Here is a 23,835-nt window from a genome sequence, read left to right on the forward strand (position 1 = left end):
CCCGCGCCCTCACCCCCGGTGGGTCGTGGACCGCTGCACCGATCTGCTGCCCGGACTCCTCGCGCTGGCGGCGCAGGAGGTCCGTCACCGCGTACGGGGGACCGCACACAGCTCGACGGGCAGGAACGGCGGGCGGCGCTCGCCGCGCTCGCCTCGTTGCCGCAGCGGGAAGCTCCAGCACCCGCGCACGCTGCGACAATGGCGGGGTGACCGGTCGCTGGGAATTCTGGATCGACCGTGGCGGTACCTTCACGGACGTCGTCGGGAAACGTCCGGACGGCCGCCTGGTCACCCGCAAGCTGCTGTCCCACCATCCCGAGCGCACCGGGGACGCGGCCGTCGCCGGGATCCGGCAGACGCTGGGGCTCGGGCCGGACGAGCCGGTTCCGGCCGACCGGATCGCCGTCGTCAAGATGGGCACCACCGTCGCGACCAACGCCCTGCTGGAGCGTAAGGGCGAGCCCACGGTGCTCGTCGTCACGGCCGGTTTCCGGGACGCGCTGCGCATCGCGTACCAGAACCGGCCGAGGCTGTTCGACCGCCGGATCACGCTGCCGGAGGCGCTGTACGACCGGGTGATCGAGGTGCCCGAGCGGGTGGACGCGCACGGCGCCGTCGTACGACCCCTGGACCTCGACGCGACCACCGAGGCACTGCGCGCCGCCCACCGCGACGGCTTCCGCAGCGCCGCGGTCGTCCTGACGCACGGCTACCGGTACGCCGCGCACGAGCGCGCGGTGGGCGGGGCGGCCCGCGACCTCGGCTTCACCCAGGTGAGCTGTTCGCACGAGGTGAGCCCGCTGATGAAGCTGGTGTCGCGAGGCGACACCACGGTGGTCGACGCGTACCTCTCGCCGATCCTGCGCCGCTACGTCGAGGACGTGGCGGCCGAGCTGCGCGGCATCCGGCTGATGTTCATGCAGTCCAACGGCGGGCTGCGGGAGGCCGCCCACTTCCGAGGGAAGGACGCGGTGCTGTCGGGGCCCGCGGGCGGCGTCGTGGGCATGGTGCGCACCTCGGCCGAGGCCGGTCACGACAACCACGGCGGCCGCGGCGGTTACGACAGGGTCATCGGCTTCGACATGGGCGGCACCTCCACCGACGTGTCGCACTACGCGGGCGAGTTCGAGCGGGTCTTCGGGACCGAGGTCGCCGGGGTGCGGATGCGCGCGCCCATGATGAACATCCACACCGTCGCGGCGGGCGGCGGCTCGGTGCTCCACTTCGACGGCCGCCGCTACCGCGTGGGCCCGGACTCGGCCGGTGCCGTCCCGGGCCCGGCCTGCTACCGGCGCGGCGGCCCGCTGACCGTGACCGACGCCAATGTGATGCTGGGCCGCGTCCAGCCCGCCCACTTCCCGGCGGTCTTCGGCCCGCACGCCGATCAGCGGCTGGACGCGCACGCGGTACGGGAGCGCTTCGCCCGCCTCGCCGAGGAGATCGCGGAGGCGACCGGCGACCGGCGCGGCCCGGAGGAGGTCGCGGCGGGCTTCCTCGACATCGCGGTGCTGAACATGGCCAACGCGGTCAAGAAGATCTCCGTGCAGCGCGGCCACGACGTCACCCGCTACGCGCTCACCAGCTTCGGCGGCGCGGGCGGCCAGCACGCGTGCGCGGTCGCCGACGCCCTCGGCATCGGGACGGTGATCGTGCCGCCGCTGGCGGGCGTGCTCTCGGCGTACGGCATCGGGGTCGCCGACGCCACCGCGATGCGCGAGCAGGCGGTGGAGCGGGAGCTGAGCGAGGAGTCGCTGCCGGACGTACGCGACCTGTGCGCGCGGCTGTCGGCGCGGACGCGCGACGAACTGCTCGCCGACGGCGTGCCCGGGGAGAGCGTCCACACCACCGCCCGGGTCCATCTGCGGTACGCGGGCACCGACGCCGCCCTCCCCGTCCCGCTGGACTCCGCCCCCGCGATGACCGACGGCTTCGTACGGGCGCACCGCGCGCGCTACGCCTTCACCATGGACAAGCCGCTCGTCATGGAGGCGGTATCGGTGGAGGCGGTCGGCGCGGCGGGCCCGGCGGGCGGCCACGCCGTCGAACAGCCGCCCAGGGAGGGCCACATGGCGCCGGTGGCGACCGTGGAGATGTTCGCCGAGGGCCGGTGGCAGCGCACGGAGCTGTACGAACGCGCCGGGCTGCGCCCCGGGGACACCGTCACCGGCCCCGCGGTCATCGCCGAGGACGACGCCACCACCGTCGTCGACCCGGGCTGGCAGGCGGCCCCGGGCGACCGCGGCCATCTGCTGCTCACCCGGGGCCGGTCCCGGCCGCGCACGGCCGCGGTCGGCACCGAGGTGGACCCGGTGATGCTGGAGGTCTTCAACAGCCTCTTCATGGCCATCGCCGAGCAGATGGGCCTGCGCCTGGAGAACACCGCCCACTCCGTCAACATCAAGGAGCGGCTGGACTTCTCCTGCGCCCTGTTCGACGCCGACGGCAACCTGATCGCCAACGCTCCCCACATCCCGGTGCACCTGGGATCGATGGGCGAGTCCATCAAGGAGGTGCTGCGGCGCAACAGGGACGCGCCGGGCGGCGGCGCGATGCGCCCCGGCGACGTCTACGCCATCAACGACCCGTACCACGGCGGTACCCACCTCCCGGACGTCACGGTCGTCACCCCCGTCTTCGACGAGGACGGGGCCGAGCTGCTGTTCCTGGTGGCCTCGCGCGGCCACCACGCCGAGATCGGCGGCATCACCCCCGGCTCCATGCCCGCCTTCAGCCGCACCATCGAGGAGGAGGGCGTGCTCTTCGACAACTGGCCGCTGGTGCGGGACGGCGCGCTGCGCGAGCGCGAGACCCGCGAACTGCTGACCGCCGGGCCCTACCCCTCCCGCGCCCCGGACGCCAACCTCGCCGACCTGCGCGCCCAGATCGCCGCCAACGAGAAGGGCATCCAGGAACTGCGCCGGATGATCGGCCAGTTCGGCCTGGACGTCGTGCGCGCCTATATGGGCCACGTCCAGGACAACGCCGAGGAGTCCGTGCGCCGTATCGTCGGCGCCCTCCGGGACGGCTCGTACCGCTACGAGACGGACAGCGGCGCCGTCATCCGCGTCACCGTCACCGTCGACCACGCGCGGCGCGGCGCCGTCCTGGACTTCGCCGGTACCTCGCCCCAGCAGCCGGGCAACGCCAACGCGCCCAGTTCGGTGGTGATGGCGGCCGTGCTGTACGCCTTCCGCACCCTGGTCGCCGAGGACATCCCGCTCAACAGCGGCTGCCTGAAGCCCCTGGAGGTCCGCATCCCCGAGGGCTCGATGCTGGCCCCGGTGTATCCGGCCGCCACGGTCGCCGGAAACGTCGAGACCTCCCAGGCCGTCACCGGCGCCCTCTACGCGGCGCTCCGCGTCCAGGCCGAGGGCTCCGGCACGATGAACAACGTCACCTTCGGCAACGACCGCGTCCAGTACTACGAGACGGTGGCCAGCGGCTCGGGCGCGGGCGACGGCTTCGACGGCGCCGACGCCGTACAGACCCATATGACCAACTCCCGGCTCACCGACCCCGAAGTGCTGGAGTGGCGCTATCCGGTCCGGGTCGAGAGCTTCGAGGTACGGCCGGACAGCGGCGGCCGCGGCCACTGGCGGGGCGGCCACGGCGTCACCCGCCGCATCCGCTTCCTGGAGCCGATGACCGTGGCCCTGCTCACCGGCCACCGCCGCGTCGCCCCGTACGGCATGGCGGGCGGCGCGCCGGGCGCGCTCGGCGCCAACCTGATCGAGCGCGCCGACGGATCGGTGGACCGGCTGAACGGCTGCGACGCGGCCGATGCCGGTACGGACGACGTCCTCGTCATCCGTACCCCGGGCGGTGGCGGTTACGGCCCGGCGCCGGACTGAGCGCGGGCCCCGGAAGCACACCGCCGCATTGGCGCGATCAATCCCGTTTGCGGTCGCGTGGGTGGGAAACCCGAGTTTTATCAAGCCCGCCAAGCCTCGTGCGCGAGGTCGGCTTCACGCCTCCATGCCCACTCACTGGACGCGTCACCCCGCGTAGGCGAGGGCGGGAAAATCACCACGAAGCATCACAGAAGGGGCAGTCATGGAGTGGTGGCAGAGCGCGGCATGCGTGGACGAGGACCCCGAGCTGTTCTTCCCGGTGGGGGCGGCCGGACCCGCGGCCCAGGCGCAGCAGGCCCAGGCCAAGGAGGTCTGCCACCGCTGCCCGGTGATCCACGAGTGCCTCGTGTACGCGCTGGAGACCGGTGTGACCCACGGCGTGTGGGGCGGCACCGACGAGGAGGAACGCCGGGTGCTGCGCCGCCGGGAGCGGCGTCAGGCGAGCGGCGCGGCGGCCCAGGGCGGACAGCCCCGGGGCGCCCCGTCGCCGGGTGGTCAGTCCCGGGGCGCCCCGCCGCGCGGCGGTCAGCCGTCGCACAGCGGTCGGCGCAGGGATGGCCGGTCGGCGGCCCACGCCCCGAGCAGGCGGTCCGACCAGCGCGCGTCCAGGTAACCGGTGGCCTGGATCCCGAAGACCACGGCCGGGGCCTGCTCCGGCTCCTGCGCGAGGAAGCCGCCGATGACGTCCCGGCGCATCAGCTGCTCGTGCACCGCGTCGGCCTCGATGTGCTCGGTGAAGAACCGTACGCACCGGGGCTCGGCGCCGAGCCGTTCCAGCGCCCGCGCCAGGCGCCGGGCCCCGGGCGACGAGGTGATCTCCAGGGTGGCGAAGTGCCCGGCCATCGCGCCGCGCAGCGCGCGGTGCAGGCCGAGCAGCGACATCAGGTTGACGGTGGCGAGCGTCTCGGCGGGCGCCTGGTCCAGGTAGCGGCCGTACGCCGGGTCGAGACCCGCCCCCGCCATCGCCTCGGCGAACAGCCGGGCGTGCACCCGGTCGCCGTGGCCCGCCCCGAACTCGTCGAACTCCACCGCCACCAGTGACGCCTTGGCCTGGCCCGTCAGCCGGGGGATCAGCCACGCCTGCGGGTCGGCCTCCTTGAGCTGGTACAGCGAGCGGTGCGCCAGATATTCGCGCATCTGCCCCCAGGTGCCACGGCTCTTCAGGTGGTGGCTGACGCCGGGCGCGTCCAGCGGTTCGACCAGCAGCGCGTCCAGCTCACCGGCCACGTCCGCGCCGCCGGGCACGGCCTCGCGCAGCGCGCCGAGGAACCGGCCTTCCAGGGCGGCCCGCAGCCGCAGCAGATCCGGCTGCCACTCCCATGCCTCGTCGACGCCCGCGAAGCCGCGGTAGTGGAGTTCGTACGTGAGGTACAGCGCGAGCTGGAGGTCCTCACCGAACGGGTCGGCGGTCCCGGCCCCCGGCAGCTCCGTCGGCGGCGGGGCGTGGCACAGGGCGGTACGGACCGCCGCGGACAGCGGACCGCGGGCCTCCGGCAGCGCGGGCCTGCCGGACAACGCCGCGCCCACGCCCACGCCCGTGCCCGTGTTCCGGGGAGCGTCGGTGGTCACCGCTGGCCCTCCCCGTTCGGACCGTCCTGTGCGTCCCGTGCGTCGCCGAGGTCGTCGTAGCGCTCCAGCGGGTGGACCGCCGGGCCCTGCAGCACGCTGCCGTCGACGGCGAAGCGGGACCCGTGGCACGGGCACTCCCAGGTCCGCTCGGCGTCGTTGAACCGGACCAGACACCCCAGATGGGTGCAGCGCGCGGACAGGGCGTGCAGCGCGCCCTCCTCGTCGCGGTGCACGGCGCGCTGCCCCGCCCCGGCGCGGACGACCGCGCCGCCGCCCGGCGGAATGTCGCGGACCGCGTCCGCGCCGTCCCCGGAGATCCGGTCGCCGAAGAAGTGGCGCGCCACCTTCCCCTGCAGCCGCAGCAGCGCGGGGGTCTCGCGCAGCGGGTTCAGCCGCCGCGGATCGTAGAGGTCCGTCCATGGCAGCGGCTCGCCCGTCAGCCGCGCGGTCAGCAGCCGTCCGGTGAGCACGCCGCCGGTCATGCCCCATCCGGCGAAGCCGGTGGCCACGTACGCGTGCCGGGCGCCGGGGTGCAGCGGGCCCACGTACGGCACGTGGTCGGTGGTCCAGTTGTCCTGTGCGGCCCAGCGGTACGCGGGCTCGGCGTCCGGGAAGCGCTGCCGCGTCCAGGAGATCAGCCGCTCGTAGCGGTCCTCGACACCGCCCACCCCGGGCGTGAACTTCTCCCCGGTGATGATGAGCAGCCGCTTGCCGTCGCCGTAGGGCGCGCTGCGGACCGAGCGGGTGCCGCCCTCGGGTGTGAGGTACATGCCGCGCGGGGCGCGGCCGTCCGGCAGCACCGCGGCGACGACCAGCTCGCGCTTCGTCTCCAGCCGGGGGAAGAGCAGCGCCCGGTCGAAGATCGGGTAGGCGGTGGTGACCACGACCTCGCGGGCCCGGATCCGCGCCCCGCGGTCGGTGGTGAGCTGGCAGGGATGGCCCTCGCGCAGGCCCATGACCCGCGTGTTCTCGTATATCCGGCCGCCGCGCGCGACCAGGTCCCCGGCGAGGGCCAGCAGGTACTTCCTGGGGTGGAACTGGGCTTGGTCCGCGACCCGGACCGCGCCCGCGACCGGGAAGGGCAGATCCGTCTCCGTTGTGAACGAGGCGTCGAGACCGGCCGCCGAGGCCGCCTCCGCCTCGGCCCGCACCGCGTCCAGTGACTCCTCGCCCTCGGCGTAGGTGTACGCCGGGGCCCGCTCCAGATCGCAGTCCGCGCCCAGCTCGGCGGCGACCTGGCCGACCCGGTCCACCGCGTCGGCCTGGGACGCCGCGTACAGCCGTGCCGCCTCCTCGCCGCGCGCGGCGAGGATGTCCTGGTAGGCGAGGCCCTGGAGGGCGGAGAGCTTGGCCGTGGTGTGCCCGGTCGCCCCCGCCGCCAGCCGGTCCGCCTCGATCAGCGCCACCTGGCGCCCCGCCCGCGCCAGCTCCCAGGCCGTGCAGATCCCCGCGATGCCAGCGCCCACGACGGCGACCTCGACCTCGGGGACGGCACGCTCGGGGCCGGGCTCCAGGGCCGGATACGCGGGGCCCGGGGCGGACTCCATCCAGTACGACGCGGGCGCGAACCCGGTGGGAAGACTCGTCATCGACCGCTCCTCTGTCCGCCGCTCTTCCGCTGCTCCTAGGGCCCGCCGAGTGCCCCCGATCGCCCGGCCGACGCATCCGGCCGGAACCACCGGGGCGTTTCGTCCGGTGCGGATGAGGTACCTGGGACGGATGCGACTGATTGCGCCTCCCGGGGTGTACGCGCCGCAAGACGACACCGCCCTGCTGGCCGAGGCGGTGCGGGCTGAGCCCGCCATGCCAGGTGCCCAGGTGCTGGACCTCGGAACGGGCACCGGCGCGCTGGCGGTCCTCGCCGCGCGCTGCGGAGCCGCGGGGGTCGAGGCGGTGGACGTCTCCGCCCGCGCGGTGCTCGCGGCCTGGCTGAACGCCCGGCTCAGCGGCGAGCCGGTCCGGGTCCGCCTCGGCGGGCTGGCGTCCATGGCCCCGGGGCGGCGCTTCGACGTCGTTCTGGCCAATCCGCCCTACGTGCCCGCGCGGAATCCCCGCCCCTTCGAGCGCGCCGGGGGCGGCCGCGCCTGGAACGCGGGGCCGGACGGCCGGGCGGTGCTGGACCGGCTGTGCGCCCGGATGCCGGGGCTGCTGCGCCCCCGGGGCGTGCTGCTGCTGGTGCAGTCCGCGCTGAGCGGCGTCGGAACGACGCTGGAGCGGCTGGCCGACCAGGGGCTGCACGCGGATGTGACGGCACGCCGCGTCGTCCCGTTCGGGCCCGTGCTGCTGCGGCGCAGCGCCTGGCTGGCGGCCAGGGGGCTGATCGGCCCGGGCGACGACAAGGAGGAACTGGTGGTGATCCGTGCCATCCGTACGACCGAGTGCAGCAGCTGCGCCCGATGAGCCCGGCCCGGCGCGGGCCCCCGCGCGGCGCGTCATCGTCGACCCCGAGGGCCCGGTGCTGGTCGAGGGCCCGGTGGAAGTCGTCCTGGAGGACGGCCGTACGGTCCGCTCCGACCGGATGATGGTGGCGGTGTGCGCCTGCGGGCGCAGCGCCCGCTACCCCTGGTGCGACACCAGTCACCGCCGCCCGGTCCGCACCCGGGACGCCCCCACCCGGGAGGCTCAGGACGGCTGACCCGGGCGGCGCAGCGGGGCGAAGCGCACCGGAGTGCCGGGCACGGCCTGCGCCGCGGCGGCCAGGCAGGGCTCCGGGACGACGCCCACCACGGGATACCCCCCGGTGGTCGGATGGTCGGCGAGGAAGAGCACCGGGCGGCCGTCCGGCGGCACCTGGAGCGCCCCGAGCACCATGCCCTCGCTGGGCAGCTCGCCCTCCCTGGCGCGCTCCAGCGCGGGGCCCTCGGTGCGCAGCCCGATCCGGTTGCTCGCGGCCGCGACCCGGAAACGGCCGGTGGTGAGGGTGCGCAGCCCCGCGGCCGTGAACCAGTCGTCGCGCGGACCGAGCACCACCGGAAGCACCAGCTCCGATACGACGTTCCTCAAGGGCGCGCAATCCGCGCCCGGCGCCGGTCCGTACGGAGTGCCGAGCCGCACCACCGCGCCGTCGGCGAGCGGCGCCGGGCCGAGCCCGGACAGCACGTCGGTGGCGCGGCTGCCGAGCACCGGGTCGGCGTGCACGCCGCCGTCGAACGCCACGTAGGAGCGCACGCCGTGGGTCGCCGCCCCGGCCTCCAGCACGGCGCCCGCCGGTACCCGCACCGGCGCCCCCCACGCGGCGGGACGGCCGTCGACGGTGACCGGGCAGGGCGCGCCGGTGACCACCACCGTGGCCGCGCGGCGCAGCCGTACGGCACAGCCGGTCAGCGTGGTCTCCAGGGTCGCGGCGTCCTCCGGGTTGCCGACGAGGCGGTTCGCCAGCCGGTGCGCGGGCTCGTCCAGGGCGCCGGAGCGGGGCACGCCGAGATGGGCGTGGCCCGCGCGCCCCAGATCCTGGACGGTGGTCAGCGCGCCCGCCCGTACGACCGCGAAGGCGCTGTCGGTCACCGTTCCCTCCCTTCTCGCCTTTCTGGCGCTGCCGGCTCTGCCATGACGAAGCGGACGCGGGTGCCGGGTGTGAGTAGCGCCGCCGGGTCGCGCGCGGTGTCCCACAGCACCGCGTCCGTAGTGCCGATGAGCTGCCAGCCACCGGGGGAGGAGCGCGGGTACACGCCGGTGTACGAGCCAGCGAGGGCGACGGATCCGACCGGAACCCTGGTCCGTGGGGTGGCGCGGCGAGGCACCTGGTAATGGTCGGGCAGGCCGGTCAGATAGCCGAAGCCGGGGGCGAACCCGCAGAAGGCGACCCGGAATTCGGTTCCGGAGTGGATCGCCGCCGCCTCGGCGGGCGTGACGCCCCAGACCGCCGCGACCTCGGCGAGGTCGGGGCCGTCGTAGCGGACCGGGATCTCGACGGTCCCGGCCCGGTCCCGGGCGAGCGGTGGGATCCGCCAGCCGGGCAGCTCGGCGGCGAGCCGGGCGGGGTCGTCGAGACCGTCGAGGAACACGGTCCGCGCGGCGGGCACGATCTCGCGTACGGCGGGCAGTTGGCGGGCCGCCACGCGGCGCAGGATCTCGGCGTGCAACGCCTCGGCCGCCTCGCCGCTGTCGAGTTCGACGAGCAGCCCGTGCTCGCCGACGGGCAGGACGCGCGGGCCGGGCGGCGGGGCCTCGGCCTCGCCGTCGGCTCCCGCTGCCCGTACCGTCGTGTCACCACCGGTCACGTGAACGCCTCCACCCGTACGCCCGAGGCCGCGAGTTCGTTCCGTACGCGCCGGGCGAGGCCGACGGCGCCCGGGGTGTCGCCGTGCAGGCACAGCGACCGCGCGGTGACCTCGACCCGCTGCCCGTCGATCGAGGTCACCGCCCTGTCGCGGGCGATCATCAGGGAGCGCTTCACGACGGTGCCCGAGTCGGTGACGACGGCGCCGGGCTCGCGACGCGGTACCAGCGTCCCTTCGGCCGTGTACGCGCGGTCGGCGAACGCCTCGGCGACGATGGGCAGTCCGGCCGCGCCGGCCGCCTCGTGCAGCCGTGAGCCGGGCAGGCCCAGGACCGGCAGAGCCGCTTCCCCGCACGCCAGGCGCACTCCCTCCACGACGGCCGCGGCCTGCTCCGCGTCGTGCACGCAGCGGTTGTAGAGCGCCCCGTGCGGTTTGACGTAACGCACGCGGATGCCCGCCGAGCGGGCGAACACCTCCAACGCGCCGATCTGGTAGGCGATCTCGTCGGCCAGCTCGCGCGGCTCCACGTCCATGGCGCGCCGCCCGAATCCGGCCAGGTCCCGGTACGAGACCTGGGCGCCGACGCGGACCCCGCGCTCGGCGGCCAGGTCGCACACCCGCCGCATGGTGGACGGGTCACCGGCGTGGAAGCCGCAGGCGACATTGGCGCTGGTGACGACGGACAGCAGCGCCTCGTCGTCGGTGAGCCGCCAGTGGCCGAAGCCCTCGCCGAGGTCGGCGTTGAGGTCGATCGGCGCGCCGATCGGTGCGTCGGTCATCGCTCCTCCGGAGGTCGGTGGTACGGGTGGGGAGTCATGACGCGCGGTACGCGGTACTCGTCGTCTCGTACGTCCGTCACGAGCATCCGGCCCGGCGAGTGGGTGATCGCGAAGGGCGGGCGGGAGGCCATGACGGCCGCCTGCGGTGTCACCCCGCAGGCCCAGAACACCGGGACGTCGCCCGTCCGGAACTCTACCGAGTCGCCGAAGTCGGGCCGTGAGAGGTCGCGGATGCCGAGCAGGGCCGGGTCACCCTCGTGTACGGGTGCGCCGTGCACGGCGGGCATCGCCCCGCTCACCTGGCGCGCGGTGGGGACCAGTCCGGAGGGGATCGGCCGCATGGAGACCACCATCGGGCCCGAGAGCCGTCCGGCCGGACGGCACGGGCGGTCCGTCACGTACATGGGTACATTGCGGCCCTGCTCGATGTGGCGCAGCGGCACGCCCGCGGCGGCGAGCGCCGTCTCGAAGGTGAAGCTGCACCCGATGAGGAACGCGACCAGGTCGTCCCGCCAGTGGGCGGTCACCTCGGCCGGTTCGGCGACGAGTTCGCCGTGCTCCCAGACGCGGTAGCCGGGGAAGTCGGTGCGCAGGTCGGCGCCGTCGGCCAGCCGGGTGGTGACGGAGCCGGGCCCGGTCTCGTCGAGGACCGGACACGGCGCCGGGTTGCGGCGGCAGAAGAGCCGTACGTCCTTCGCCCAGTCGGCCGGCACGGCGATGAGGTTGACCTGCGCGTAGCCCGGAGCCCATCCGGCCGTCGGCGAGGAGATGCCGGACCGGAACATCTCGCGCGCGCGGGCGGGGTCCGCGGGAGGTGTGGTGACGCTCATGTCGTTCTCCCTTGTGCTCTCTTCTGCTCCCTTTTCGCTGAACCGTCTGCCCTCACAGCAGTTCCCGGCCACGGGTCTCCGGCAGGCCGAGGAGGGCGAGGGCGGCGATGCCGTAGCCCACGGCGCCGAACACCAGCGCGCCACCGACGCCCCAGCTGTCGGCGAGGAATCCGACGAGGGTCGGGAAGAACGCGCCCACGGCCCGGCCGGTGTTGTAGGTGAAGCCCTGCCCGGTGCCGCGGACGGCCGTGGGGTAGAGCTCGCTGAGGAACGAGCCGAAGCCGCTGAAGATGGCCGACATACAGAAGCCCAGCGGGAATCCGAGAACCAGCAGCAGGCCGTTCGCGCCGCTCGGGATGTTGGTGTAGACGAGGATGCAGCCGGCGGAGAGGAAGGCGAACAGCGCGATGGTCATCTTCCGGCCCAGCCGGTCGGTGAGGTAGCCGCCGGTGAGGTAGCCGGTGAAGGCGCCCGAGATCAGCGACGTCAGATAACCGCCGGTGCCGACGACCGTGAGGCCCCGCTCCTCCTTGAGGAACGTCGGAACCCAGGTGGCGAGCGTGTAGTAGCCGCCCTGGACCCCGGTGGCGAGCAGTGAGGCGAAGACCGTGGTCTTGAGCAGCCCCGGGCGGAAGATCTCGGCGAACGAGCCGCGCTTGGTGCTGCTGGCCCGCTGTTCGGCGGCCTGGGGCGCGTCGGTGACGTTCCTGCGGATGTAGAACACGAGCAGGGCGGGGAGGGCGCCGGTCCAGAACATCACGCGCCAGGCGAGGTCCTCGTCGACGAATTGGAAGACGAGGGTGTAGACGATCACGGCGAGGGCCCAGCCGACCGCCCAGGAGCTCTGGATGAAGGCGAGGGTGCGGCCGCGGTGCCTGGCGGAGGCGTACTCGGCCACGAGGATCGCGCCGACCGCCCACTCACCGCCGAACCCGAGCCCCTGGAAGGCGCGCAGCACCAGCAGTGATTCGTAGTTGGGCGCGAACCCGCAGGCCACGGTGAAGACCGCGTATGTGATCACCGTGATCATCAGCGCCTTCACCCGGCCGATCCGGTCGGCCAGGATCCCGGCGAGCGCGCCGCCCACGGCGGAGACCACGAGGGTGACCGTGGTGAGCAGCCCGGTCTGGTCGCTGCTGAGCCCGTAGTACGCCGCGATGGCGACCATGCTCAGCGGCAGGGCGAAGAAGTCGTACGAGTCCAGGGCGTAGCCGCCGAAGGCGCCGTTGAAGGCGCGGCGGCCTCGTGGCCCGAGGTCGCGGCGCCAGGCGAAGGCGCCGTTGTCCTCGGCGGCTTGGGCGGTGGGGCGGGATGTCGGCGTTGTCGGGGACGTGCTCATGGCCACCTCGCAGAGAGGGATGTGTGGCAGAGGAGTGAAGGTCACCCGGGGGAGGGTGAAGGCGGTCGGGGCGGTCGGGCTTGCCGGTCAACGTAGGGGATCGTTGAACGATCCGGCAATACCCATGTTGTTTCGTTCCTGTTTCTGCGGTTGACTGGTCGCAGGCAGAGGGCTACGAGAAGAGAAGAGAGCGCGTGGGGAAGAACGGAGCCGGTCAGGCGGCGTTCGCCGGACTGGCGGACGACCGTGCCCTGCTGGGGCGCACCAGCACCGCCGAGCGGGTGGCCGACATCCTGCGCACCCGCATCACGGACGGGTTCATCCTTCCCGGCTCACGGCTGTCGGAGGACAGCATCGGCGGCGCGCTCGGCATCTCCCGCAACACCCTGCGCGAGGCGTTCCGGCTGCTCACGCACGAACGCCTGCTCGTCCACGAACTCAACCGCGGGGTCTTCGTCCGCGTGCTCGCGGTCGAAGACGTCGTGGACATCTACCGGGTGAGGCACCTCGTCGAATGCGCGGCCCTGCGCGGGCTCGGCGAGCCGCCCTATCCGCTCGACGCGCTGCGCCAGGCCGTGGCGGCGGGCGACCAGGCCGACCGCGACGCCGCCTGGCGGGATCTCGGCACCGCCAACATCCGTTTCCACCAGGGGATCGTCGCGCTGGCGGGCAGCCCGCGCACCGACGAACTCATGCGGGGCGTGCTGGCCGAACTCCGCCTCGTCTTCCACATGATGGACGACCCCCGGCGCTTCCACGAACCCTACCTCGACCGAAACCGGCAGATGCTGCGGGCACTGGAGGACGGCGACGCGCCGGGCGCCGAGCGCCTGCTCGCCGCCTATCTGGAAGACTCGCTGGCTCAGCTCTCCGAGGCGTACGCCCAGCGGATCGGCTGACCTTCGGCCCAGTGGGCCACCCGCGCCGTCATGTCGCCCTTCGCCTTCCGAGGAGGCCACCTCGTGACCCGAGTGCTGCTCACCGGCTTCAAGCCCTTCGACGGGTCGGTCGTCAACCCCTCGTGGCAGGCCGTCTCCCTGGTCGCCGCCGACCCGCCGCCCGGTGCGACCGTCACCACCGCCCGGCTCAGCTGTGTCTTCGGCACGGCCCTGGAGGAGCTGCGGGCCGCGGTGTACCGGGACGACCCCGAGGTGGTGGTGTGCGTGGGGGAGGCCGGAGGCCGCCCCGGCATCACCGTCGAGCGGGTAGCCATCAACGTCAACGACGCCCGCATACCCGACGAGGCGGGACAGCAGCCCCTCGACGGCCCGGTCGTCGAGGGCGGCCCCGCCGCGTACTTCGCCACCCTGCCGATCAAGGCGTGCGTCGCCGCCGTGCGCGCCGCCGGGATTCCCGCCTCCGTATCGCAGACCGCCGGAACCTTCGTCTGCAACCACGTCTTCTACGGCCTCGCCCACCTGCTCGCCACCGAGCGGCCCGGCGTACGCGGCGGTTTCGTCCACGTCCCGTACGCGCCCGAACAAGTCGTGGACCGGGCCGAACCGTCCCTGCCCGCCGCCACGGTCGCCGAGGCGCTCCGTGCGATCGTCACCACGGCGGCGAGCACCGGGACGGATGTGCGCAGCGCCGAAGGCGCGATTCACTGAGCGGTGCGGACGGTACGGGGCTCGATCCCCACGCGGAGCGCTTCGCCGCCCTCGCCTTCGACGGCCCGCCGGGCGGTCCGGGGGACGCCCGCGAAGCCGTAGACTGACCGGTCGGTGAGTCACGGGAGACGCACCGGTGTACAGGCGGGTATGACGCGCCCCGACATAGCGGGATCTCCGTGCCGTTTCGTGCGTTGTCGGTGCGACCGCCTAATCTGTGCGACGTGACATCTCCACCCCCCGGGGCCACCGCTGCGCCCCAGCTCAACGGCCATGACGGGGCCGCCCGCCCGGCGCCGGGACCGGCCGCCGACGAGGGCCTGGCCCGGCGGCTGCGCGCGCTCGCGTGCACGGCGCCGCTCCATGACCTGGACACCCGCAAGGCCAACCTCGCGGGGGAGTACGGGGTGTACGCGATGGCCGAGGTCGCCCTCGCCGCCATCGACCTCGTCACGCTCAACATGGACTTCGACACCGGCGCCGACCACGAACAGATAGTGGACAGGCTGCTGCCCCGCGTCGCGGCCCAGGCCCCTGAGCGGCCCGCCGCCGAGCACGAGCGCGTCGCCCGCTGGGTGCTGGAGAACCTGATCAACGTCGGCAGCGTGGACCGCGGCTTCCGCGCCGTCTACGGCACGTTCGGCGCCGACGGCGCGTATGTCCGGCGCGACTACGACTTCAAGCTGATCGAGGAGGTGCCCGGGCCCGGCGGCAGCGTCTATCTGCGCACCACCGACGAAGCGGTCAACGTCCTGGTCGGCGCCCTCGACACGGACGTCACCAGCGCCCAGATCGCCGCGGAGGTCAAGCTGGAGGTCCTCATCAGCCGCGGCCGCCTCGCCGACGCCCAACTCGCCGCCGAGCAGGCCCGCTACCGCACCGTCCAGTACTCGGAGACGCTGCGTCGCACCCTGGACGCGACCCGGCGCAACGTCCGCGCGGTGGACTGGCTGCGCACCGTCCCCGAGATGATCACCGAGGCGCTGGACCACGTCGCGGACCGCTACCGCCACGAGAACGCGATCCTCACCAACATCCGCAAGGCGCGCGACGAGGCCGAGGGCGCCGAGCACAAGCGGCGCGCCGCCGAGCTGGTCGACATCGTCAAGGACTGCATCCGGCGCCACACCCAGCTCCAGTCCCGGCTGCTGGAGGCCGGACCGCTGTTCCGCGCCGAGCAGGACCGCCAGGCCTTCGCCCCGCCCGCCGCGCGCGCCGGACTCGACCTGTACGGACAGCTCCTGGCCCCCATCCTGCCGCTCCCCGTCGAGCAGGCGGGTCCGGTCACCGACGCGTTCTTCGCCCGCGGCACCGGAATGCGGACGCCCACCTCCGTCCGCGTCGGCGACCTGGTCGAGATGCTCCTCACCCCGCCCGTCGAGCGCGAACACCTCGGCGCTGAGATGCCCGAACCGGACCTCATCGCGACCCCCGACGACAGCCGCTTCAGCGAGGAGCAGCTCGCGGTCGCCATGGAACTGCTCGACCTCCCCGCCGACGCCCCGCGCCGCCTCTCCGGGCTCCTCGCCGACGCCCGGCGCCGCGACCCCGACCTGCCCTACCTGATCGCCCTGCTGGCCATCCACGCCGCCAGCCCCCCGGTCGGCACCGCCTACCGCCAGGGCGAACAGCGGCTGCTGTTCGCCGTGGACGACGGCACGGAACTGGAAGACCCCGGATTCGGCGGCGCCGACCTCATCGTGGGCACCGCCCTCCTGGACGCCGCGGGCATGGCGGCCGACCGCACGGAGGTTGCGTAGATGACCCCCGGCCGTGCCGCCTCCGCCGCACACCGTGAGGCCGATCCCGCCGCACACCGTGAGAACGCCCCGCGCAAGGAGCTTCACCCGTGACCGAGTACGACGCCGCCGACGACGCGGCACAGCACGAGCCGACCGCCGCGCCCGGCGGTCCGGCGAGCGGGGTCACGCCCGCCGACGCCGCCGACGCGGCGCGGCTGGTGTCCTTCGGGCTGCAGCCCAAGCTGCTGCCCGCCCGGGACGTCGAGTACTCCGAGCTGCTGCGCCGCTACCGCGACGAACCGGCCTTCGCGCGCCTCACCGACGCCGTCGCCACCGGGCTCGGACTGATCGTGCTGGAGGTGTCCACCCGCGCCGGGATGGCCGTGACCGCCGACGAGGACTCCGTCTTCGCCGTCCGCATGGGCGACTACGCCCGCCGCGCCGCCAGCGACTCCGCCGACCGCTTCCTGCACGGCCTCGCCCATCTCTCGGTCGCCGCCATGGCCTTCCCGCGCCCCGAGGACCTGGCCGACGACGGGTACATCGGCCGGGTCACCGTCAACGGCGTCGACGCCTTCGTCCGGCAGGCCTGTGCCCGCCTGGAGCAGCGGGCCGAGGAGCAGGGCGAGAACACCGACCCGGCCACCGAGGCACCCGGCCTGGAGGCCGCCTGGCGGGTGTACGCGCGGCGCAGCGCCACCGGCGCGACCAAGGACGCGCGGCGGCTGGCAGGTTCGACGACCGGCATCATCGGCAAGGCCGTCGCCTTCCTCGTCGACTCCGGTTTCCTCCAGCGCACCGGGGACGAGTCCGGCGGCACGTACCGCACCACCGCCCGCTACCAGCTGCAGGTGCGCGACATGGCGGCCGGTGCGGCCATGTCCGAGCTGCTGGCGCTCGGCGTCGTGCCGGTCGGCGACGGCAGCGCGACCCTGCTGCCGCCGGACGAGGGCGACGACCTCGACCTCGTCGCCGACGCCGGTCTGCCGTTCCACTCCTGACCCCGCTTAAGCCACCCTCCGACAACGAGAGTCCGCCGCCATGTACGAGCTGTCCCGGGTCCGCCTCTACTCCATCGGGCCGGCCGGTGCGCGCTACGCCGACACCGTGCTGGACCTGCGCGGAGTCGGCGAGCCGGTGCCCAGCCCCGCGCCGACCCAGGCAGAGTTCTTCGAGGACGAGCCGGTCGGCCCGCCGCGCCGCCCGGCCCCCGCCGGGGTGCTCTTCCTGGAGAACGGCGGCGGCAAGTCCGTCCTCCTCAAGCTGATCTTCTCGGTCATGCTGCCCGGCCACCGCAACACCCTCGGCGGCGCCAGCTCCGGTGTGCTGCGCAAGTTCCTGCTCGCCGACGACTGCGGGCACGTCGCCCTGGAGTGGCAGCACACGGTCACCGGCGAGTCGGTCGTCGTCGGCAAGGTCAGCGAGTGGCGCGGCCGCCAGGTCTCCAACGACCCGCGGAAGTTCGCCGAGGCGTGGTATTCGTTCCGGCCCGGCCCGGGCCTCAGCCTCGACTCGCTGCCGGTCGCCGAGGCCGCGGCGGTCCGCCCCGCCGCGGAGGGCGCCTCCACCGCGCGCGGCCGCCGCCGCACCATGAAGGGCTTCCGGGACGCCCTCACCGAGGCGGGCAAGGCCTATCCGCACCTGGACGTCTCCTGGGTGGAGATCCACGAGCGCTGGAACGAACACCTCGGCGAGCTGGGCCTCGACCCCGAACTCTTCCGCTACCAGCGCGAGATGAACGCCGACGAGGGCGAGGCCGCCGGGCTCTTCGCCGTCAAGAACGACTCCGACTTCACCGACCTGCTGCTGCGCGCCGTCACCGACACCCGTGACACGGACGGGCTCGCCGACCTCGTCCACGGCTTCGCGCACAAGCTCGGCCGCCGCGCCGAGCTGACCGCCGAGCGCGACTTCACCGCCGGTTCGCTGGACCTGCTCCAGCGCATCGCCGACGCCGCCGAGCGCCGCGAGCAGGCGCGCGGGGTGCACGCGGGCGCCGAGCGGCGCACCCGTACGCTCGCCCGGCGGCTCTCCGCGCGCGGCGCCGAGGAGCGGGGCCGTGCCGCCGAACTCGCCCAGCAGGTCGCCGCCGCCGCGCACGCCGTCACCGAGGCGGAGACCGCGCGCGGCCGCAGCGACCTGGTCGCCGCCGAACTCGCCTACCGCCACGCCTCGCTGGCCCTCGCCGCCGCCGAGAAGGGCGCCGCCGCCCAGCGCCGCGAACTCAACGACGCCCGCACCCTGCACTCCGCCTGGCAGGCCGCCGAGACGGTGCTCCGCCACCGCGCCGCCGCCGACCGCTCCGCGCGCGTGGCCGCCGCCATCCGCGAGGCCGAGCGGGACGCGGCCCCCGCGCTCGCCGCCCGCGCCAAGGCCGCCGCCGACCTCGTACGCGCCCTGCACGCGGCGGCCGAGGACGGCGAACGGCACGCGGGCGAGGAGGAGGAGCGCTCCGCCGCCCTCCAGGAGACCGGCGAGGCCGCCCACCGCGACGCCACCTCCGCCGCCACCGCCGCCCAGCGCGCCCGCAGCGATGCCGAGCACCTGCGGCAGCGGCTCGCCGAGGTCGAGCAGGAGACCGCCGAGGCCGTGCGCGCCGGATGGCTCGACGACTCCGCCCCCGACGCCGACCCGGCCCGCGCCGCGCTCGCCGCCAGCGACGCCGAGAAGACGGCCGCCGCGGCCTGGGAGGCCGCCCGCGAGACGGCGGGCCGTACCGCCGACCACGCGAAGTCGGCCGCCGCCGAACAGTCCCGCACGGATCTGGCCGCCGCCCGGGCGTCCGACGCCGCGCGGGCGGCGGAGTCGGCGTACGACGCGGAGCGGCGCGCCGCCGAGGCGCTCGGCGCCGAGCCGCGCCTCATCGAGCTGCTGGGCCTTCCCCAGCCCACCGCCGCCATCCCCGCCGCCCGCCGCCCGGCCCGCCCCTCGGCGGCCGAGTCGCCCCGTACGGGCTGGGTCACGGTCCGGGTGGACGACGACCCGGACGCGGACGACATGCTGGGCCTGTCCCAGCTCCCCGCCGCCTTCCGCGCGGACCCCACCGCCCGCCCCCAGGACGAGGGCGCCGTGGACCCCGCCTGCGCGCCCATCGCCGACCACGCGTACGCCTCCGACGAGCCCTACGAAGCCCGGGGCCCGCGCACGGACGCGGACGACGAGGAGGGACGCCCGGACGGCGCGCCCGAAGACGCGGCACCCGGCGATCCGGCCCCCCGCCCCGGCCGCACCCACCCGGCCGAGTCCCGCCCCCGCAGCCGGGTGACGGTCCGCGTCGAGGACGTGGACGCCGCCCCGGAGGACAACGACGGCGCCGTCTCCCGTACTGGCCGTACGCGGGCCACTGGCGTCGCGGACGAGCGCGGTGTGTCGTCGGCCGAGGATGAGCGCTCGGGCTCGACTGCCGCAGGCGAGGGGGATGTGCCCGTCGGCGAGCCACGTCCGGTGGGCCGGGGCGCGGCCGGGGTGCGGACCGGCGCCGTGTCGTCCTCCAGGGCCGCGCGCTCGGGCGCGGGCGCCGCCTCCGGTACCGGCGACCGCGCCGGACGTACGCGGGCTACCGGTGCCGTGAACGTGAGCGGCGAGCCGGTCGCCGACTCCGGTGAAGCCGCGCGTGTGTACGCCGCCGATTCGCCTCCGCCCGGGCGGGTGACGGCGCGGGTCGGGGACGACGGCGAGGGCGACGGCGGCGACGCGCACGTGCCCGAGCAGGCGCCCGAAGGTGGTCAGCCGCACCCAGCGGACGGCGCGGACGGCGCTGACGACGCGAACAACGCGAACAACACGAACAACACGAACAACACGAACAACGGGTCCGACGACGAGCAGGACTGCTGGGACCCCGAGATCGGCGAAGGCGACGCGTCTGCCGCCGCCCAGGACGGTCCGCACAGCGGCGACGGCACCGCGCCCGCGGCACCGCGGCGGCCAGTGGGTGACGGGCCGCTGACCGCCGAGGAGTTGGACCGGAACGCCGACGCGCTGCGGGAGCTGCTGGAGGAGAGCGTGGCCTCCGCCGAGCGGCAGCTGTTCGACCTGCGGACCGCCGCCGCCGACGACTCGCGCATCCTCGCCGCGCTCGGCGACGGCGGGCTGCTGCCGCCCAGCGCCGACGTGCTGGCCGCCGTCGAGTACCTGGGCGAGCACGGCATCCCCGCCCTGCCCGGCTGGCGTTACCTGGCCCAGGCCGTCGATCCCGTCGACCACGCGGCCGTGCTCGCGGCCCGCCCCGAGCTGGTGGACGGCGTCGTCATCACGGACCCCGGCACCCACGCCCGCGCCCGCGAGGTGCTGGCGCAGGCGTCGCTGCTGCCGCGTTCGGCCGTCGCGGTCGGGACGGCCGCCGCGCTGCTCGCGCCGACGCCCGCGCCCGGGGCGGGCGAGGAGAGCGGGGTGTTCCTCGTACCGCCGAACCCGGCGATGCACGACGAGCGCGCCGCCGACGACGAGCGGCGCGGGCTGCGGGACCGGGCCACCGCGCGGGACGAGGAGATCCGGGCGCTGGCCGCCCGGCTGGCCGGGGACCGGGCGCTGGCGGCCCGGCTGGCGTCGTGGCGCGACGGATGCCCGGCCGGTCGGCTCGCCGAGCTGGCGGCCGCGGCCGAGGGCGCCGCGGAGGCGGCCGAGGCGGCGCGGCGGGAGCTGGTGGAGGCGCGTACGGCCCGGGCCGAGGCGGACGAGGCCGCCACCGAGGCGGCCCGGGTGCGGGACGAGCGGCAGGAGGCCGCGCAGCGGGCCCGCCGGGTGGCGGACGCGCTGGCGGGGCTCGCGTACCGGCTGCGCGAGCGCGCCACCTGGCAGACCCGGCTGCGGGAACTCGCCGACGAGGCGGCCGAGGCCGAGGAGCAGGCCGCCGCCTGCGTGGACCGGGCGCGCGCCGCCGACGAGGACCGGCGCGCGGCCCAGCGCGCGGCCGACGACGCGCACCGCACCGCGCGCGCCCTGCGCGCCGAGCGGGCGGAGATCGCGGGAGCGCCCGATGACCTGGGCGAGGACACCGAGCCGCCGACCGCGTCGCTGCCCGCGCTCCGCGAGGCGTATCGCGCGGCCTCCCAGGTGTACGAGAAGGTCGGCGTCGGCGCCGACCTGCGCGCCGAACAGGCCCGCGCGGAGAGCGACGAGAGCGCGGCGCTCGCCACCCTCGACCGGCTCACCAACAAGGTCCGCACCCGCGCCGCCCAGCTCCTGGAGGGCACGGACGGCGCCGACGGCCCGTCCCGGCAGGCCGCCGCGGCCCGTGCCGAATCGCTCGTCCAGATGCTGGAGAGCCGCGCGTCGACGGCGAGCGAGCAGCTCGGCAGGCTGCGCGGCGAGGCCGAGCGGCTGGCACCAGCCGACGGCGACGACGCCCACACCGCCCTGCCGGAGGAGATGGCACCGGCCGACGCGGAGCAGGCGAAGGAGCTGCTGCGCACGGCCAACGGCGAACTGGCCGCCCGTACGGACGCGCTGGACACCGCCCGCACCGCCCACGCCGACCTGCTGCGCGCCCACCGCTCCGCCGAGGACGCGGCGGGCGGCTTCGACGAGACCGCCGCCCTGCTGCGGGACCTGCTCCGGGACGGCCCGGGCGCCGAGGACGACGGCGAGCGCCCCGACCCGTACGCGGGCGGCCTGGACGAGGCCCGGCAGGCGGCCACCGAGGCCCGCCGCTCGCTACGCGGCTGCGCGGCCGATCTGTCGGGCGCCGAGTCGTCGGTCCGGGAGGCGAGCGACGTCCTCGTACGGCACGCCAACTCCACCCGCTACGAGCAGGTCCGCACCCCCGCCCGCCAGCAGATCCGCGAACTGCCCGCGGCCGCCTTGCCCGAGCACGCCGCCGCCTGGGCGGACGCGTTCGCGCCCCGGCTGCGTGTGCTGACCGACGAGCTGGAGCAGCTGGAGCGCAACCGCGACTCCATCGTCGACCGGCTGCGCGGCCTGGTCGAATCCTGCCTGGCCACCCTCCGCTCGGCGCAGCGGCTCTCCCGGCTCCCGGAGGGTCTTGGCGAATGGTCGGGGCAGGAGTTCCTGCGGATCCGGTTCGACGACCCGGACCAGGCGACGCTGACGGAGCGGCTGGGCGAGGTCATCGACGAGGCGACCCACTCGGCGGTCAAGAAGAACTCCGACCTGCGCCGGGACGGCATGTCCCTGTTGCTGCGCGGCGTCTCGGCGGCGCTCCAGCCGCGCGGGGTGGCCGTGGAGATCCTGAAGCCGGACGCGGTGCTGCGCGCGGAGCGGGTGCCGGTCGGGCAGATGGGCGACGTCTTCTCCGGCGGCCAGCTGCTGACCGCCGCCATCGCCCTGTACTGCACGATGGCCGCGCTGCGCAGCAACGACCGGGGCCGCGACAAGCACCGCCACGCGGGCACGCTCTTCCTCGACAACCCCATCGGCCGCGCCAACGCCACGTATCTGCTGGAGCTGCAGCGGGCGGTGGCGGACGCGCTGGGCGTCCAGCTGCTCTATACGACGGGCCTGTTCGACACGACGGCGCTGGCCGAGTTCCCGCTGGTGATCCGGCTGCGGAACGACGCGGACCTGCGGGCCGGGCTCAAGTACATCAGCGTCGAGGAGCATCTGCGGCCGGGTCTGCCGACGCAGGACCCGGAGGGGGAGCAGGTGCACGGCCAGATCACGGCGACGCGGATGTACAAGCGGCCGGAGGGGGACGCGCCGGACCGGACCACCGGGCCGGACGCCCCCTAGGAGCCTCAGCCCGGCGTCGTCACGACCAGGGTCATGGTTCCGGTGGAGGGCGCGTAGTCGACGGAGCCGTTGTAGTTGGCGGTGACGGTGTACGTGCCCTTCGGCAGCGGGGTGAACGTGGCGGACGCGGTGCTGCCCACGAGCGGCACGGTCTGCGGGGTGCGCCCCGGGATGGCGAAGGTGACGGTTCCGGTGGGCGTACCCGTGCCGGGGGCGACGGGGGCCACGGTCGCGGTGACGGTCACCGGGTCGCTCACCAACGCCGGGTTCGGTGCGGCGACCGCGGAAGTGGTGGTGGCCGCCCTGCTGACGGTCTGGGTATCGGTGCCGCTGGAGCTCGCGTAGCTGTCGTTCCCACCGTAGGTGGCGGTGATGGTGAACGCGCTTCCCGTGGTCGTGGTGTACGTGTGGGTGACGGTCGCGATGCCACCGGACAGCGGAGCCGCGGCCGTGCTCGTCCCGTCGCCGAAGGCGAAGGTGACCATTCCGGTCGGCGTACCGGACGCGGAGGAGACGGTCGCACTGATGGTCACCGATTGCCCGACCACCGAGGGGTCGGGGGTCGAGGTCACCGTGGTGATGGTCGTGATCTTGGTCAGGGTCTGGGTGTCGGTGCCGCTGGAGGCGGTGAAGTTGGTGTCGCCGTTGTAGGTGGCGGTGATGGTGAACGGGCTGCCGGTCCTGGTGGCGTAGGGGTGGGTGACGGTCGCGACGCCGCCGGACAGGGTCCCGGTGGCGGAGCTCGTGCCGTCGCCGAAGGTAAAGGTGACCGTGCCGGTCGGCGTCCCGGCCCCGGGAGCGACCGCCGCCACCGTCGCGGTGAGGGTCACCGACTGGCCGACGGTCGAGGGGTCGGGTGAGGAGACCACGGAGGTGCTGGTGGCGGCTTTGTTGACGGTCTGGGTGTCGGTGCCGCTGGAAGTGGTGAAGTTGGTGTCGCCGTTGAACGTGGCGGTGACGGTGTACGGGCTGCCGGTCCTGGTGGTGTAGGGGTGGGTGACGGTCGCGATGCCGTTGGTCAGGGTGGCGGTGGCGGGACTCGTGCCGTCGCCGAAGGTGAAGGTGACGGTGCCGGTCGGGATCCCGCTGCCCGGTGCCACCGGGGACACGGTGGCGGTGAGGGTCACCGACTGGCCGACGGTCGAGGGGTCGGGTGAGGAGACCACGGAGGTGCTGGTGGCGGCTTTGTTGACGGTCTGGGTGTCGGT

17 protein-coding genes are annotated in these 23,835 nt (G+C 74.7%); 9 read left to right on the forward strand and 8 right to left on the reverse strand.

Annotation, left to right across the window (positions count from 1 at the left end; genetic code table 11):
- Window positions 1-206 precede the first annotated feature (206 nt).
- Both ACZ6CL_RS15185 and ACZ6CL_RS15190 read left to right on the forward strand, forming a co-directional pair.
- A complete protein-coding gene (locus tag ACZ6CL_RS15185; protein ID WP_468935988.1) occupies window positions 207-3,851 on the forward strand; it encodes a hydantoinase B/oxoprolinase family protein in 3,645 nt (1,214 codons plus the stop codon).
- A gap of 202 nt (window positions 3,852-4,053) precedes the next feature.
- Window positions 4,054-4,464 (forward strand): WhiB family transcriptional regulator, encoded by a 411-nt coding sequence (locus tag ACZ6CL_RS15190; RefSeq protein WP_468935991.1) that lies wholly within the window; start codon window positions 4,054-4,056, stop codon window positions 4,462-4,464.
- Here ACZ6CL_RS15190 and ACZ6CL_RS15195 read toward each other — a convergent pair.
- Both ACZ6CL_RS15195 and ACZ6CL_RS15200 read right to left on the reverse strand, forming a co-directional pair.
- Window positions 4,377-5,384, reverse strand: a complete 1,008-nt coding sequence (locus ACZ6CL_RS15195) for an iron-containing redox enzyme family protein (RefSeq protein WP_468936071.1) — start codon at window positions 5,382-5,384, stop codon at window positions 4,377-4,379. The genes ACZ6CL_RS15190 and ACZ6CL_RS15195 overlap by 88 nt on opposite strands.
- 32 nt (window positions 5,385-5,416) lie before the next feature.
- Window positions 5,417-7,009, reverse strand: a complete 1,593-nt coding sequence (locus tag ACZ6CL_RS15200; RefSeq protein WP_468935994.1) for an FAD-dependent oxidoreductase — start codon at window positions 7,007-7,009, stop codon at window positions 5,417-5,419.
- A 130-nt stretch (window positions 7,010-7,139) separates the two neighbouring features.
- Between ACZ6CL_RS15200 and ACZ6CL_RS15205 the strand changes: the two genes are divergently transcribed.
- Together ACZ6CL_RS15205 and ACZ6CL_RS15210 are read left to right on the forward strand one after the other, a co-directional pair.
- Complete coding sequence (locus tag ACZ6CL_RS15205) at window positions 7,140-7,820, forward strand: HemK2/MTQ2 family protein methyltransferase (RefSeq protein ID WP_468935996.1); 681 nt, start codon at window positions 7,140-7,142, stop codon at window positions 7,818-7,820.
- On the forward strand, window positions 7,780-8,055 hold the full coding sequence (locus ACZ6CL_RS15210; RefSeq protein ID WP_468935997.1) for a CDGSH iron-sulfur domain-containing protein: 276 nt from the start codon (window positions 7,780-7,782) through the stop codon (window positions 8,053-8,055). The genes ACZ6CL_RS15205 and ACZ6CL_RS15210 overlap by 41 nt, the downstream gene beginning before the upstream one ends.
- Here the strand turns inward: ACZ6CL_RS15210 and ACZ6CL_RS15215 are convergent.
- The 5 genes from ACZ6CL_RS15215 to ACZ6CL_RS15235 form a co-directional block, all read right to left on the reverse strand.
- Window positions 8,043-8,924 (reverse strand): 5-oxoprolinase subunit C family protein, encoded by an 882-nt coding sequence (locus ACZ6CL_RS15215; protein ID WP_468935999.1) that lies wholly within the window; start codon window positions 8,922-8,924, stop codon window positions 8,043-8,045. The genes ACZ6CL_RS15210 and ACZ6CL_RS15215 overlap by 13 nt on opposite strands.
- On the reverse strand, window positions 8,921-9,562 hold the full coding sequence (locus ACZ6CL_RS15220) for a 5-oxoprolinase subunit B family protein (RefSeq protein WP_468936073.1): 642 nt from the start codon (window positions 9,560-9,562) through the stop codon (window positions 8,921-8,923). The genes ACZ6CL_RS15215 and ACZ6CL_RS15220 overlap by 4 nt, the downstream gene beginning before the upstream one ends.
- Before the next feature lie 74 nt (window positions 9,563-9,636).
- Window positions 9,637-10,419 (reverse strand): LamB/YcsF family protein, encoded by a 783-nt coding sequence (locus ACZ6CL_RS15225; protein ID WP_468936002.1) that lies wholly within the window; start codon window positions 10,417-10,419, stop codon window positions 9,637-9,639.
- A complete protein-coding gene (locus ACZ6CL_RS15230) occupies window positions 10,416-11,249 on the reverse strand; it encodes a putative hydro-lyase (protein WP_468936004.1) in 834 nt (277 codons plus the stop codon). The genes ACZ6CL_RS15225 and ACZ6CL_RS15230 overlap by 4 nt, the downstream gene beginning before the upstream one ends.
- Window positions 11,250-11,301: 52 nt before the next feature.
- The gene (locus ACZ6CL_RS15235) at window positions 11,302-12,588 is read right to left on the reverse strand and encodes an MFS transporter (RefSeq protein WP_468936007.1); all 1,287 of its coding nucleotides are present in this window, start codon (window positions 12,586-12,588) and stop codon (window positions 11,302-11,304) included.
- Window positions 12,589-12,782: 194 nt separating this feature from the next.
- On the opposite strand from ACZ6CL_RS15235, the gene ACZ6CL_RS15240 reads away from it, so the two are divergent.
- The 5 genes from ACZ6CL_RS15240 to ACZ6CL_RS15260 all read left to right on the forward strand — a co-directional run bounded on the left by ACZ6CL_RS15240 (window position 12,783) and on the right by ACZ6CL_RS15260 (window position 22,627).
- On the forward strand, window positions 12,783-13,487 hold the full coding sequence (locus ACZ6CL_RS15240) for a GntR family transcriptional regulator (protein ID WP_468936009.1): 705 nt from the start codon (window positions 12,783-12,785) through the stop codon (window positions 13,485-13,487).
- A 63-nt stretch (window positions 13,488-13,550) separates the two neighbouring features.
- The gene (pcp, locus tag ACZ6CL_RS15245) at window positions 13,551-14,195 is read left to right on the forward strand and encodes a pyroglutamyl-peptidase I (RefSeq protein ID WP_468936012.1); all 645 of its coding nucleotides are present in this window, start codon (window positions 13,551-13,553) and stop codon (window positions 14,193-14,195) included.
- A gap of 224 nt (window positions 14,196-14,419) precedes the next feature.
- Complete coding sequence (locus ACZ6CL_RS15250) at window positions 14,420-15,955, forward strand: hypothetical protein (RefSeq protein WP_468936014.1); 1,536 nt, start codon at window positions 14,420-14,422, stop codon at window positions 15,953-15,955.
- A gap of 89 nt (window positions 15,956-16,044) precedes the next feature.
- Window positions 16,045-16,938 (forward strand): hypothetical protein, encoded by an 894-nt coding sequence (locus ACZ6CL_RS15255; protein WP_468936017.1) that lies wholly within the window; start codon window positions 16,045-16,047, stop codon window positions 16,936-16,938.
- Between the two features lie 40 nt (window positions 16,939-16,978).
- Window positions 16,979-22,627, forward strand: a complete 5,649-nt coding sequence (locus tag ACZ6CL_RS15260; RefSeq protein WP_468936019.1) for a hypothetical protein — start codon at window positions 16,979-16,981, stop codon at window positions 22,625-22,627.
- A 5-nt stretch (window positions 22,628-22,632) separates the two neighbouring features.
- Here the strand turns inward: ACZ6CL_RS15260 and ACZ6CL_RS15265 are convergent.
- A partial coding sequence (locus ACZ6CL_RS15265; protein WP_468936022.1) for an Ig-like domain repeat protein occupies window positions 22,633-23,835 on the reverse strand: 1,203 nt, incomplete at its 5' end.

Source organism: Streptomyces sp. NPDC041200, from assembly GCF_055591805.1.

Bases quoted from the DNA above. Each gene is read 5' to 3' on its own strand.
- ACZ6CL_RS15205 (WP_468935996.1), top strand. From the start codon at position 7,140: ATGCGACTGATTGCGCCTCCCGGGGTGTACGCGCCGCAAGACGACACC.
- ACZ6CL_RS15200 (WP_468935994.1), bottom strand. From the start codon at position 7,009: ATGACGAGTCTTCCCACCGGGTTCGCGCCCGCGTCGTACTGGATGGAG.
- ACZ6CL_RS15225 (WP_468936002.1), bottom strand. From the start codon at position 10,419: ATGACCGACGCACCGATCGGCGCGCCGATCGACCTCAACGCCGACCTC.
- ACZ6CL_RS15190 (WP_468935991.1), top strand. From the start codon at position 4,054: ATGGAGTGGTGGCAGAGCGCGGCATGCGTGGACGAGGACCCCGAGCTG.
- ACZ6CL_RS15260 (WP_468936019.1), top strand. From the start codon at position 16,979: ATGTACGAGCTGTCCCGGGTCCGCCTCTACTCCATCGGGCCGGCCGGT.
- ACZ6CL_RS15230 (WP_468936004.1), bottom strand. From the start codon at position 11,249: ATGAGCGTCACCACACCTCCCGCGGACCCCGCCCGCGCGCGCGAGATG.
- ACZ6CL_RS15235 (WP_468936007.1), bottom strand. From the start codon at position 12,588: ATGAGCACGTCCCCGACAACGCCGACATCCCGCCCCACCGCCCAAGCC.